At 49.0% G+C, this 14,825-nt stretch carries 8 protein-coding genes; 2 read left to right on the forward strand and 6 right to left on the reverse strand.

What is annotated here, in order from left to right; genetic code table 11:
* Window positions 1–94: 94 nt before the first annotated feature.
* From DWY55_RS02790 to DWY55_RS02815, 6 genes are all read right to left on the reverse strand, one after another.
* On the reverse strand, window positions 95–2,449 hold the full coding sequence (locus DWY55_RS02790; protein WP_005828585.1) for a BamA/TamA family outer membrane protein: 2,355 nt from the start codon (window positions 2,447–2,449) through the stop codon (window positions 95–97).
* A 9-nt stretch (window positions 2,450–2,458) separates the two neighbouring features.
* Window positions 2,459–7,009, reverse strand: coding sequence for a translocation/assembly module TamB domain-containing protein (locus DWY55_RS02795; RefSeq protein ID WP_009037265.1), 4,551 nt, complete (start codon window positions 7,007–7,009; stop codon window positions 2,459–2,461).
* Between the two features lie 107 nt (window positions 7,010–7,116).
* Window positions 7,117–9,411, reverse strand: a complete 2,295-nt coding sequence (locus DWY55_RS02800) for a hybrid sensor histidine kinase/response regulator (RefSeq protein WP_009037266.1) — start codon at window positions 9,409–9,411, stop codon at window positions 7,117–7,119.
* A gap of 4 nt (window positions 9,412–9,415) precedes the next feature.
* Window positions 9,416–10,759 (reverse strand): MATE family efflux transporter, encoded by a 1,344-nt coding sequence (locus tag DWY55_RS02805; protein ID WP_008665947.1) that lies wholly within the window; start codon window positions 10,757–10,759, stop codon window positions 9,416–9,418.
* Window position 10,760: 1 nt separating this feature from the next.
* The gene (locus DWY55_RS02810; protein ID WP_005834912.1) at window positions 10,761–11,999 is read right to left on the reverse strand and encodes a M16 family metallopeptidase; all 1,239 of its coding nucleotides are present in this window, start codon (window positions 11,997–11,999) and stop codon (window positions 10,761–10,763) included.
* A gap of 24 nt (window positions 12,000–12,023) precedes the next feature.
* Window positions 12,024–12,863 (reverse strand): peptidylprolyl isomerase, encoded by an 840-nt coding sequence (locus DWY55_RS02815; RefSeq protein ID WP_117878709.1) that lies wholly within the window; start codon window positions 12,861–12,863, stop codon window positions 12,024–12,026.
* 93 nt (window positions 12,864–12,956) lie between these two features.
* Between DWY55_RS02815 and DWY55_RS02820 the strand changes: the two genes are divergently transcribed.
* Window positions 12,957–14,384: a sigma-54-dependent transcriptional regulator gene (locus DWY55_RS02820; protein ID WP_022402237.1), complete on the forward strand. Its 1,428-nt coding sequence runs from the start codon at window positions 12,957–12,959 to the stop codon at window positions 14,382–14,384.
* A 222-nt stretch (window positions 14,385–14,606) separates the two neighbouring features.
* Entirely contained in the window at window positions 14,607–14,789 is a 183-nt protein-coding gene (locus tag DWY55_RS02825; RefSeq protein WP_005828596.1) for a hypothetical protein, read from the forward strand.
* Window positions 14,790–14,825: the final 36 nt, after the last annotated feature.

Here is a 14,825-nt window from a genome sequence, read left to right on the forward strand (position 1 = left end):
ATAGTTGATAACGGTTGCAAATGTACAAAAATTTATGTCTGACAAAAGGGAGTTTTAGTTCATTCTTTACCACTATCCGTTCAAAAACGTACATTTAGAACGGATAACCGATGGCAAAATGCAGTGCCATACTATCCTTGAACTTAGGAATATTGTAATATCCCGACTTTCCGGTATCATACGGGTCGTGAAGCCCGATACCCAAATCCAGACGGAAAACAAGGAAGTCCAGGTCATAGCGTAAGCCGAATCCCGTACCCAAAGCAATCTGTTTCGGGAAATTCTTCAAGGTGAACTCACCGTTCGGGCGATTTTCGTCCTTACGCATCAGCCATACATTGCCGGCATCCAGAAACACCGCTCCATGCAAGTCGGCAATCATACGGAAGCGATACTCGATATTGGCTTCTATGCGAATATCACCCACGTGGTTGATATAGGTATATTTTCTGTCCGTCTCGGGAGGATAGCCGCCCGGACCTATACTGCGTGCAGAAAAGGCGCGCACACTATTGGCACCGCCGATATAGAACTGTTCCGTATAAGGTGCAGTCGTAGCGTTGCCATACGACCATATCACCCCTCCGGCAATACGCGAGGCTATCATTTGGTTCTTGTCTATCCGGTAATGGTACCTGAATTCCGAGTTCAGCTTCAGGAACTGTGCAAAAGGTACCCCGAAAAGCTTCTTTCCTTCCTCACTGAACGGCTTGCCGAAAATACGGTAGACGGCAGAAGTCAGGTTACCGGCCGACGCAACGGTGGTCTGCCACCAGATGGGGTTACGCTTGCCGCGCACGGAAGCGTTGTCATAAGTATAGGTGTACTCCATGGCAGGAATGAACTGGTCGCGCAAACTAACGTAGAGTGCCGGATTCTCGGCACGCAACGTATCGAAAGCGGCAGTAGGATTACGCAGCACATTGAATGTCAAACGGAAAGGAGTTATACTGTGCCTGGAAGTCGATTTGGGCTGGAAGTCATAAGTGACATTACCGCCAAAAGCCAGCAGCTTATAATACTTGGCACGGTTCATCTGGTCGGCATATAAACGGAAAGTCGTTGTAGCCGGGAAGTCATACTCACGGTCGCCCATCCTAGGAAACACCACGCGCGGAAAGATGAGAGAAGTGGAAATCCCCAGTTCATAGCTGTTCATCAGGGAAGAACTTGACTTGCCCGTCTGCCATTCGTACGAACCGTTCAACTTCACATTCCAGCTTTCACCGCCACCGAAGACATTGTTCTTCGTCACCGTAAAAGCGGCACCCGGTCCCGTCTGGTTATTGCTCTTCATGGTGACATTAAAATCCAACTCCGCATCGTAGGGTTTATCGAGCGCGGCAATGACCCTCACATCCAATGTATCAGACACAAACGCCGTATCACGCGGTATATACTGCATCTCCGCATAACGGAAAATACCGACGCTTGCCAGACGCTCCTGAATACGGGTCTGACGGTACAAACTATACAAACTCTGCATAGAACGCTGGCGGGCAATACCTGCGCTGTCCTGTATCTGACGTTTCCGCCGATAACCTTGATAGTTCAACCAACGGTAAAGCATGTTGGGACGTACCGGAGGTTTGTTGTAGTAATGTATGGTCAAGCCTTTGTAATCCATGCTGTCATTGGGTTCCTGCCCCTGCTTTCCAAGAAGATAGACGGATTTACGCCCCACACGGAACTGCTTCTCGGCTACCTTTGGCATACCGGGAACGGGAATCAAGCGCATCTGGACATGCCCATTGGGAACCATCATGGTATCGGCCTGATAGGTCAGGTAGTCGGGACGGAAATAATAACAGCCCACATTACGCAGCAGGGTACTGATACGGGTACGCTCCCCATCCAGATCAGCCACATTGAATTGTTCTCCCGAACTGATAAGGGAACGTCGGCGTCCCAGCTCCATAATGCGAGTGGTACGCTCGCTGAAACCACGATAATATACCGTATCTATAAAGTAGGGGTTACGCATGTTCACCGTATATTGCAACTTTGCCTTCAGCGAGTCCTTCGGGTCGATAAATGTCTTGTAGCTGACGCTTCCGTTGAAATAGCCATAATCGCGCAGCAAGTTAACCGCCGCCTTCTGGCGTATATCGGGATTCACCGTAGACATAAGCACCGGAGTGGCGGCAAATTTATTGAATATCCACTTTCCGAATCCCTTCTCATACTTCTGGAAACCATTGTAAATCCACAGTCCGAAAGGAAAGGGATAGCGGATAGTAGAGCTTCCCAGCAACGAATTGTTCGGTGCCGTAGCAAGGGCGGCTTCCACCTCTTCCATAGCAATCTCACCAACAGACGTTTCACTGCGGTTCAATACAATCATCGGCTTTTGGCCGGTATAGAGTATCTCCCCCTCGGGCAAGTGCTTCGTGGTGGAGCAACCTGCCAGAAATATCAATCCTGCAATATATAATATCAGTCGTTTCATATCACATTCCTACTTTTTCATATCGCTATTTTCAGCCTCCGGTTTTATCTTTTTCTTCCTGAAGATGAAGAGTTCACTCAATCGGTCCATCTTCCGGCGCAGCACAAGGCCGACACCCGTTTCGGTTATCTCACCGTCGAGTATGCTTTCGTAGTTTTTATTATGGAATACACGGACATATCGAGTACCCGACGCATCAAGACGGTATTCCAGCGATATATTGTCAATGAATGATTCCGCATCGTTCGTGGCATTGGCCCCGGTGGACACTTTTCCACCGATGACTATCTGTACGCGGTCGTTGAAGAAACGCTGGGAATAACGAAAACTGAAGTCTTTCTGCGTGTCACCCGTTTCAGCAGAGGTACGGTCTTCCACACCTACACTGATATTGGCCCCTTTTATACCTCCCGCCAAGGAGTTTATCTGGCTCTGAAGCACTGAGTTCAAGGCGGCTCCCATTGACAAACCTCCTCCTTTGGCACCACTGTTCAGGTAAATACCCGTGGCAAGCATGGCAATGGCCTGCTTGCTACGCTCTTCTGCACCCATTGCCTGCAGCTCATTCTCTACTGCGGCATCTTCGGGCGCCGAAATATCGAATATCAAATCGGGAGCGTCAAGCCTGTTCTTGATGGAAATGGAAACATCGAAGTTCACCATGCGCGAACCGTCCCCGTCACCATCGGCCACAGAAGCACGCATACGTTCCGTAGCCTTCAGACTCAGCGTAGGATTCATAATATTCCCCCGCCAATCCACATAACTGCCGGGATTGAACTGGAACTCCTTCAACGGGATGATAGGCAGCGAATATTTCATGACGCCACCCGAAAGGGTATAGCGTCCGGTAAGGCTCATATCCCCTTGGGGAGTATACTGCATATTCAAATCACCGCCACCTTCCAGTTCGATGTATTTGCTGCGGTCGGGACTCAAGTCAGCACGAAGACGGACAGCATCGTCAATATGGACGGACATATACATTTCCAATCCTCCCAAAGACATGGCAGGAACCTCATCTGCTTTTACCGACGTCGTATCGGTGAACGAGGTAAAGGTAACCAGCCCACTGAGACGGTCTTCCACCGTTAAAGGGGAATCGGTCAACACGTAGGTTACGTTGGTATTGCCCAGCAAATTCATGTTTCCACGCATCGTGAGCCCGTCAAGCGGCCCCTTCACCGTGGCATGCAAGTCGACGAACACCTTTCCATACACCAGACTTTCGCGGGTACGCGGTGCATCCAGCAACGTATAGTTCTCTGCCAGCAGATTGAGGTTGGCAGTAGGACGCTCCATATTCCGGAAATCAACCTTACCGTCAATCGTAAACGGATTCTTGCTGGTGGTATAAATGGCAAACTTATCAAATATCAACTGATTGTCCTTTATCTGTACCGGACGGTTGTCGAACCAGTAACGTGCTCCCGCCTGGCGTGCATAGACAGACACACTGTCCAAAACAATATCACCATGCATTTGAGGCTTGTCCAGCGAACCATAAATATAAAGCCCTCCATCAATATCTCCGGTAAAGGCCACCGTTTGGTCAGGGATGAATGCATTGGCCATCTTCAATGGAAAATGCTCGAAACGGGTGGACACTTCCAGGGTATCCTTTCCGTTCTTCTGCGTCAAGATACCGTCGGCGGTCATCACTTCTTCATTATCATATGTAAAATAGGTATTCAGATAGTGCGTATTCTTGTCGCCCGGCAACCAGGTAGCCCCCAGGCCGATGTCTCCAACCGGTTGGCGTTCGTAGGTCAGTTTCTCTACATTGGCTTCGGCGGACACCTGCAGGGAAGTGGCAGTCTGTATATAATTTGCTTCGGCGGAGAACAATCCCGTAAGCCGGGGCATATAAGGAAGTACCTCCGTAAGTTCATCCAAGCGCAATCGGCTCAGTTCTACGTTTATATTCTGCAAGGAAAGGGTATCATTCTTGTCGGATTGCATACGGAAACACAGACCATCGTCGCTGTCCATATCAATATTGGCATAGACGCGCATATTCTTATGCAGATAAATCCAGTTACTATTGTCCGCAAAGTGGAATTTACGGAAAGCGATAATCGGCTCGGCAGGAATAAGGTTCAGCAGCACACCATTACCGCGACCGTGTCCTTCGGTCAACGGACGGGCATTAATACCGAATAGAACACCGGTCTGCCCTTTTCCATTCACATAATCCACAGTCAGTTCCGCATCTTCATTACGGACTTCACCCGTCAGTGTGCTACGGAACACAAACTGCGGGTTCTTGGGACCGTTTATGACACCACCTTGCAACTTCATGCGGGCAGTATCCTGCTTTACTGTAAAAAATATCGTATCGAGCTGCAAGGAGTCCATGCGCAATCCGTGAACAGCTGTACGTCCATTGATGCCGACTTGCGGAGTAAATCCGAAGCTCAGTTTGAAATCATTATAGGAAATACCCTTTGCAGCCAGGAAATAGCTGACGGGATTCTGGTTACCGGCTTCCAGATGCATGCCCGCTGAAGGAAGGACTTGGCGCAAAGCGGCATGGTCCAAACGCCGTTCATCAATCTGCTTTGTCAGGATAGAGACAAATTTATCCGACTGTTCCATCAACTTCTTCAACGTGCTGTGAGCGCGGAAACGCAGATTCAAGTCACCGGCATCAAGCCTCAACTTGAGAGAATCATGACGTGCCTCCGCTCCCATTGTAAAGGCAAACGGGTGTTTCAATGGTCGGGGCACCAAACCCAGCTTATGCAGATTCACCTCTTCCACATTTAAATCCAAAGCGCCATCCAGATAGCTGCGGTCAAGACGCATATCCGCATTTCCCTGCATCTTGAGAAGGACATTATCGCTGGCAAGACGGACGGTAGCAACGGATGACTTGAGTCCGGCATGCACATCTACACCGGAAATGTCCCAATGGCCATACTGTAGTTTTTCCAAGGAGGCATTCAAAGCGGCCACAGTTTTTCGTGATGCCACATCCACCCCTTGCCCCTTAGCGGACATCTTTGCCGTAAGAGTATAGATAGAGTCCTTGGGCAGGAAGTGATGCACCTGCAAGTTGTTGATGGCAAGGTCGGCATGGTAGGCTTCCGTAGCAAGATTATAGGCGGCGTCCAAATTCAAGGCGCCTTCCTTCTCCTTCAGTTTCAGGGCGGCAGTGCACTGCGCCCCCTCCATACCGAGACGTGCCGCAAGGTGCATACTGTCCGGCACAATGATGGAGCCATCGGGAGCAATGTCAGCTAGTCCGGTCAGGAAGTTCAAGTTCTGCGTATGCATTTCGAAGTCCATGCTTCCATTACGTTTCACACTGTCGGTCAAGCTCCAGAATTCTCCTCCCCCACTCAACGAAAAGGCTCCGGGCAGCTCAGCCGTAAAACGGGAAATCTGCATCTGCTTCAGGTTTCCTTCCGTACCGGCATGAATCACCAACGGACGGAACGGATAGGCTTCCTTGAAAGCTTCCGGCAAGCCACCGGCAAAAAGCAGTACATCCTGTTTGCCGATACGGGCATTGAAACGGGCTGTCAGACGGCCGGTGGTAGGTATATTTATCAGTTCCCAGTAAGTCTGTGCCGTAAGGTTCATCTCACTATGAGGTGTCAGCAACTTCAAAGAAGGGATACGGATAACGGTAGAATCGGCAAACAACCGCCCGGTCAGGGAAGTTACACTCAAACCGGAACGCTCATACATGGAAAATTCCCGGATAACGGCATTCATATCTCTGCCGTAGTACATCACAGAATCAATGCCCAGGCGAATGTCGCGAAGAGCAATGTGCGAGGGGTCGAAGCCTATCGCACTCCCCGGGCCACCGGTATCATAATTGACAGAAGTTCCAGTCAGCAGGAATTTTCTCCAGCCATAGAACTGGTGTTTCAGGTCGGCAGCAGCGTCCGCAATCTCAGCATCTCCTATATGGGCTTTCAGCCCCATGGAGTCCAATGGCATCTGTAAATCGACCGAGACGTTCTTCAACTTCAGAGTATGGAGTGTGACTTTCCAGTTTAACGCAGTGTCAGTAGTGTCCTTGGGAGTCTCAGTGGTATCTGCAAGCATCACCTGCACATGGGTATCGCTCAATTCTATATTATTGAGGATGGCATCTTCTTTTGTAAGGTCTATGCCATGGCTTTCGAAAAAGAAATGCCCCAGTACTCCTTTGATGCACATACCTTCCATTAAATTGGAGGAGTTGACAGCAACTTGTTTCAAGGTAATGTCATCCACCTCCACTTTCCCTTTGAGTAAAGGCCATGCCTGTACCCGTACGTTCAAACTTCCAAGATTCAGCAAGGTATCGGGATGCTGCACATCAACAGCACTGTCGGCAGGCTGTACCACCAATACACCGCGGACCAACAAATTCAAAGGAAAGCGAAGGTCAATCCGCTCCACGGATATGTCCATACCCGTAGCACCTGATGCAATTGCCGTAGCCTGCTTCCGTATCAAATTCTGTACGGGAGGCACATAAAGCAATATCATCAATATTATAAACAGTATAATAGGAGTAAGCAACACCCACAGTGCTGTTCTCAACCATTTTCTTCTCATCGGAACGTCAATCTTTCATCGTATTTAAAAGTCCTACAAAGTAAACAATTTCTTTCGACATTTGGTTCCCGACAGAAAAAAATCACGTATTCTTCTCTGTTCCCCCATTACGGAAAAGCTGTTGCCTGAGTAATGACATCCTCTATCAAAACGAGGGCGGCAAGGGCGTGTTCTTTCAACTCTCCGGTAAAAGGCACTCCATGAGAAGTTTCCAACAGTTTCAGCAATGCAACCAGTTCCGCTGCTCCAATTAAAGTAAAGAGGGGAATCATTTTGTGGGAGACAGCAGCCATCTCGTCCACATCCTCATTCTCCACAGCCTTCTGCAAACGCTCCGCATTGAGGCGGGTTTCAGCCACAAAACTTTCCAGAATGGACTTTGCCGCCTCGGGGTCATCGACCGAAAAAGCAGTGAGCGAAAAGAATTTATACCCCGGGCAAGCCGAAGTTTCCGAAACTTCCATAACCTCCATCCCTTTGTCCTCCATATTCAATTCATGTAGCAATTCACTGACGGTAAACGGCTTATGCAGGCATCCGGCAAATCCATGCACCGTAAATTCCTCACGCTGCATGTCACTGCGGGCAGTGACAGCAATCACCGGAACAGACTGTGCCTGCGGTATGTTCGAAGCACGAAGCAGTTTCAGTAAATCAAAACCATTAATAGCAGGCATCTGCACATCAGTAAGCAGAACATCAAAGGTTGCAGTGCGCAAGGCATCCAGCAGTTCATCCAGTTGTAAACAAGAGACAGAATTTATACCACTCTGCTGAAGCATGGCGGCAGTAAGGGTAAGCTGAATACGGTCATCATCGATAAGGAGGACATTCTTCAGTGAAGAATGAGGAACGGGGAATGAAGAATTGCCATTCGGCGTGGCAGCACATCCCGATTCTTCATCCTTCATTCTCCGTCCTTCACTCCTTACGGGATAGATAGGAATATATATGGTGAAAGTGCTTCCCTTGCCTGGCACACTGTCTACATCAATCGTGCCTTCAAGCAACTGTACCAGCATACGGACAATGGAAAGTCCAAGTCCAAACCCCTCTTTACCCTGAGCACCCGGTAAGCGGGTAAACTCCTGGAAGATACGTTCCCGGTCGGCAGGTTCCATACCTTTACCGGTATCAGCAATGGCAACTACCAGTCGACGGTCCTCGTAACGGGCAGTCATGGTAACACTGCCTTGGTCCGTAAACTTCACGGCATTGGACAGCAAATTGTTGATAATCTGGCGCAGACGCAAGGGGTCGCAAATATAGGTACCGCCCAGCTCCGGGGCAATGTCGCAATGAAGCGCCAGTCCTTTGGCAGCCGTAAGTGGTTCAAAACTGACGTGTATCTCTTCAAGCAGGCGGGAAGGATGAAAGGTGACCCGGTTGATTTCGGCCTTGTTCAAATCAAGACGATGGAAGTCGAGCAAATCAACGACCAGCTTCAGCAGATGTTCCGATGAGGTTTTCATATTGTCCAGATAGAACCGCTGACGCTCATCCACCGTCAGACGGGAAAGCAAGTCGGCATAGCCCATAATAGAACCGAGCGGGGCTTTGAAATCATGGGTAATGGCAAGCATCAGTTTTTCACGGACAGCGAGTAAATCCTCGGCACGACGACGGGCCTCTTCCAACTCACGACGGTAACGGTTGCTTCGGGTTATGTCGCGGCCGATGATAATAAGAAAAAAAGCGGAAAGCAACACCGCACCTACGGCAATGCCACTGATAATCTTGGCCGAACGGCGTCGGACCGCTTGTTGATACTCGGCTTCCGTCCGTGCACGCAGCAGAGTTTCCGTCTCGTAATCTTTCAGCAAGCTGTCAATACGAGCGGTCAGCATATGGTCCAAGCGTTGCAGATAGCGTTTACGTCGCTGTATAACAGTGTTTACAGCTTTTTTCTGCTGGGCCACGGCACGCAGTTTCTCATGCAAAGAATCGGCCGGATTATAGGGTTCAATCACCGTATCCGTTGCAAATTCAAGGGAGGTCTTTACCTGGATAGCCGTATCTTTCTTTGGGGGGACAAACACTTCACCCAAACGACGGAAAAACCCCTTCTTCCGAGGGCGTGTCACGACGGTATCCCGATGTGTAATGATACGGTGCTGCACACGCTGCTGGGTCACTACCGAGTCCTGCTGGGCAATTATCTGCTCAATGTCACTGGTGGATACCATGCTGTCATTCGCCTCACTCAGCGTGCGCAGCATTTTTATCGTATTGGTATCCTTCTCGCGTATCAAGGCAAGCACGCTGTCTGTCCATTGTACATCGCGGTCATCAGTAAGAATAAGGTTCTCCATTTCCCGGTGTACGAAAAACAAGGAAAAGAACAATACCGCCAGCAACAAAGTGTAGCCTACGGCAATCTTTACTTTGGAGACATTATTCATACTATCAAATCCTTTCCCTGGTCTGTTTACGGAACCTCAACCACAGCATCACTCCCGCACTGGTCAGTCCGAACGGGAAAGCCATCCAGACTCCCGTCAGCCCCCAACCGAAAACGAAACCGCAAAGGTACCCTACGGGCAAAGATATAATAAAATAGGATATAAATGCAATAATCATCATCGGTTTCACATCCGAGATGCCGCGCAGGGCATTGGCAAAGTTAATCTGCAACCCATCGCCGAACTGGTAAATCAAGAACGGGAAGAAGAGAGCGGCAACCATGCCGGACACTTCCGCATTGTCCGTAAACCATCCCCCTACCTGACCGCGAAGTGCAAAGACGATACCCAGCAACACCACCTCCATACACAGGATGATGTGAAGGCCGGCATACGCCGAGCGGCGCACATTCTGCCCGTCTCCCTGCCCCTTGAAGTTGCTGACACGCACGGCAACCGCAGCGCCCATGCCATAATACATCATGAAGGTGAACTGAGAGATAGTAAGCATTATCTGATGCGATGCTAGGGCAAGTGTCCCCAGCCAGCCCACCATGACGACGCTCAGACTGAAGGAAGCGGTCTCCATACCCATCTGCATACCCACGGGCCAGCCCAGTGCATTGAGCTTCCTGAACATCGGCATCGACCACCCCAGCCGCATGAAGCCGAGCCTGTAACGGATAAACCGGCGGCCGCGAAGCACAATCGCCGCAAAGACCACCACCATCACAATGCGGGAGAACAAGGTGCTGATACCCGCACCAAGCAGTCCCATCTCCGGAAAGCCCAGCTTTCCATTGATAAGTATATAGTTTCCTACGATGTTAAGCGCATTCCCTCCGAGCAGAATCCACATGGCCGTCTTGGTATCGGTGATGCCGTCCGTAAACTGTTTGAAACCGTTGAACAGCATGACAAAGACCAGTGAAGCAAGCAACACCAGATAGTAAGGCTTGATTAGAGGCAACAATTCTCCGGGCTGTCCCAGCCGCTCCACATTGAAATAGAGAACAGCCATGACAAGAGTCAGCAACAAAGCCACCAGCACATTGGCAACCAGGCTACACCGCAACGCCTGCCCTGCCTCGGCAAAGCGGCGGTTACCGTAGAAGCCCCCTACAACCGGTGTCAGCCCGTAGCTGAAGCCCGTACTGAAAATAATGCAAAGAGTAAACAGATTGTTTACGAAAGAAGCGGCACCCAGTTCCTCCGTGCTGTGATGCCCAATCATCAGCGTATCGGCAAAACCAAGCACAATGACTCCCAACTGCCCCACCACAATGGGTAGCCCCAGGAGAAGCAATGCTTTATAGTGCTGCTTATACGTATCAAATAATTTTTTCATACTAAAGGTTTTCTTTTTGGTAATAAAGCACAATCCCGTTTTCATCGCGGAAGGTCTGTTGGGCGACCCTATGAAGCTGTTCTGCCGTCACAGAGCGGTAATTGTCCACTTCACGGTCTATGTCTTCTGCCTGTCCGGTCAGTTCAAACCAGGCAAGATTCGTGGCAACATTCAGATAATTGATGTTGCCGAATATCTGTGTAGACTCAAACTTGTTCTTTACTTTCTCCAATTCTTGTTCTCCAACAAACCCGGATTTCAACTCTTCCAACTCTTTCCGGACAGCAGCCTCGGCTTGCTCCAAAGATACGCCTGCAGATGGTTTTCCACTGATATGCAGCAGGCCGGCATCCCGTGTACCGGAGATATAGGCATCGAGACTGGAAAAGAACTTCTGCTCCTGCACCAGCCTGCGGGTCAAGCGACTGGAACGTCCATTGCTCAGAATATCCGACAGAATATCGAAGGCATAATAATCGGCATCCTCACGGCTGCACATATGATAAGCCATGAACAAAGCATCCAGAGGAACATTCCGTTCCACCGTCTGCCGGCGTTCCGCCGTCTGTACAACTTCTTGCGGTAATTGCCTTACGGGCACATTCCTACGGGGAATGGGAGCAAACCATTTTTCTGTCAGCCTAACCGTTTCTTCCCACGAAATATTTCCGGTAACGGCCAGCACTGCATTATTAGGTGCATAAAAACGAAAAAAGAATTCCTTTACCTCGTCCAGCGTGGCATTGGCAATGTGAGAGAGGTCTTTCCCGATAGTAGGCCAGCGATAAGGATGCGTTTGATAAGCCAAAGGACGAAGCAGATGTCCCACATCACCATACGGCTGGTTCAAGCAACGTTGTTTAAATTCCTCCATCACTACCGCACGCTGCACTTCAAGACTTTGCTCACTGAATGCCAGTTCCAGCATGCGGTCGGACTCCAGCCAGAAGCCGATTTCCACATTCGATTTTGGAACCGTCAGGTAGTAATTGGTTATATCATTATTGGTCCATGCATTATTCTCCCCGCCTGCTAATTGCAAAGGAGCGTCATAATCAGGAATATGCACCGAACCTCCGAACATCAGATGCTCGAACAGATGGGCAAAGCCCGTATGCTCGGGATGTTCGTCACGGGCACCCACGTCATAAACAATATTCAAGGCAACCATCTGCGTGCTGGTGTCCTCATTGTGCACCAACCGCAGACCGTTGTCAAATATCTTTTTGTTTATTTTCATAAAATGGAATGACAGAATCTATCATCAATCTATCACTGTCACTTTTTTAATAACCACATCCTCTTCGGGACGGTCGTTACGGTCAGTCTTGATCTTCTGTATTTTATCAACAATATCCATACCTTCCAGCACTTCACCGAACACGGTATATGCACCGTCCAAATGTGGAGTACCGCCCACGGTAGTATAAGCCTTCACCTGCTCGGGGGTAAACTTGAACTCCGGTTCCTTGGCAACCTGAGCCTCTGCCTGCGCAATCAAGGAATCTTGCAAATCCATCAGACCGTCCTGGTCATTATTCTTGCGCATCTTGTAGATTTCCTTCATGTGTTTCTGCGCCAACGCGTTGAAAGCATTGTTCAAGCGCATCTGATTCATCTGCTGTTCCATCCCCAGCAAGGTAGAGTCATTATACACTTTTCCGGTCACAATGTAGAACTGGCAGCCGGATGATGCCTTGTCAGGGTTCACCTCATCACCCTGGCGTGCAGCCGACAAAGCACCTTTTTTGTGAAAATACTTCGGATAAACAAATTCGGCAGGAACGGTATAACCCACGTCGCCTGCCCCCAGCATCTTGCCTTTCGGAGCCTTCTTCGATTCCGGGTCACCTGCTTGTATCATAAAGTCCTTGATGACACGGTGGAACAGCGTACCTTCATACGTGCCGTCTTCCACCAGCTTGATAAAGTTATCACGATGTTTCGGGGTTTCATTATACAGTTTCACGGTGATGTCACCCGCACTTGTTTCAATCTTCAGCTTCGTTTCTTTTTCCATATCTTCCTCTTTCTTTTGTCCCGGCTTGCAAGCAATCAGACCGCAAACCAGTATAGTTAATAATACAATAAGATTTCTTTTCATTTTGTTTTTTATTTAATTTAAGTTTGCAAATATACTAAAATCAGACAAAAGCACTTACCTTTGCCTACATAAAAGAGATAAAAGGCTAAAGCAATGACATCCATATTAATTGTAGAAGATGATATTACTTACGGCATGATGCTAAAAACATGGCTCGGCAAAAAAGGTTTCCAAGTAATCTCCGTCAGCAGCATTGCCCGTGCTCAAAAACATATTGAGTCGGAAACCGTAGACTTGATATTGTCTGACCTGCGCCTGCCCGACAAGGATGGCATTGACTTATTGAAATGGCTGGGCGAACACGGCCTGCAAATACCGCTTATCATCATGACAGGATACGCTGACATACAGTCGGCCGTCCAAACCATGAAACTGGGAGCCTGCGATTACATTGCCAAGCCTGTGAACCCGGACGAATTACTGAAAAAAATAGGCGAAGCCTTGAATGCATCATCCTCCGCTTTGAAACAGATGATGCATTCGTCCCGAACAGATGATGCGTTTACCCCAAACAGACCATCCGTTTCACCCAAACAGACGATGCATTCCGACAAGATGAAAAATCAGCCTCTGAAGGGTGCAGAAGGCTCATTGTCCTCCTCCGACTTCCTTGAGGGAGAGAGCGACGCAGCCAAACAACTCTACAATTATGTGAAACTGGTTTCACCTACCAATATGTCTGTACTCATCAATGGTGCCAGCGGAACGGGCAAAGAATACGTAGCTCACCGCATCCACCAGCTCAGCAAGCGTGCCGACCAGCCGTTTGTAGCCATCGATTGCGGTTCTATTCCCAAAGAATTGGCCGCTTCGGAGTTCTTCGGGCACATAAAGGGCGCCTTTACCGGCGCACTGACCGACAAAACGGGCGCTTTCGTCGAAGCCAACGGCGGTACCATCTTCCTGGATGAGATAGGTAATCTGAGCTATGAAGTGCAAATACAGTTGCTGCGTGCTTTGCAAGAGCGCAAGATACGTCCGGTAGGTTCAAACAAAGAGATAAGCGTGGACATACGTCTGGTATCCGCCACCAACGAAAATCTGGAGCAAGCCATCGAAAAAGGGGCGTTCCGTGAAGATTTATATCACCGTATCAATGAATTCACCCTACGCATGCCGCAACTCAAAGACCGCCGTGAAGACATCCTGCTCTTTGCCAATTTCTTTCTGGACCAGGCCAACCGCGAAATGGACAAGCAACTGACCGGCTTTGATGACAAGGCATCCCGCGCCCTATTGGAATATCCCTGGCCCGGCAATCTACGCCAAATGAAGAATATGGTACGCCGTGCAACCTTGCTGGCACAAGGCAAATTCATTACTATCAACGAACTGAATGAACTGAAAGAACCCGCACCGGCCATCATCGGTATCCCTCTCCGCAATGAGGAGGCAGAGAAGCATCAAATCATCGAAGCCTTGCGGCAGACGGGAAACAACAAGAGCCGCGCTGCACAACTGTTGGGCATTGACCGCAAAACGCTGTACAACAAGTTGAAGCTTTATAACATATCCGACTAAAAGGTGTGGAATTATTCCACACTCCCCTCCACACATTCCACATTTTTCCACACTATGCCACACTTTGCACAGAAACATATATCACTAACTATCAGAATATTATCCAACACACATTCTTTCTGGCACACCATTTGAACTATATTAGACGTAAGCAACAAGCGCTACAACAAGCAAGCACTTAGACTTAACAATAAGATATACCAACCTAAAAGCAAATGAATTATGAAAAAATTAGTATTAGTAGCAGCCCTGTTTATGTTTGTTTGTGGTGGAACGTTCTTGGCTCAAGCTAAGGCTCCGGTAGAACAGCCGAGTAAGACAACAACCTTGTCTAACGACACTGTGGTAACGGATACTTTGCAGAAAGCCGAGAACGTCCAAGACACAGCAAAAGTGGCCCAATAACAGTAAGCACACTACAACAAAAAGCCGTTTCCTCCT

The sequence above is a fragment of the Bacteroides sp. AF25-38AC genome (assembly GCF_003602995.1).
GTDB classification, from domain to species: domain Bacteria; phylum Bacteroidota; class Bacteroidia; order Bacteroidales; family Bacteroidaceae; genus Bacteroides; species Bacteroides uniformis.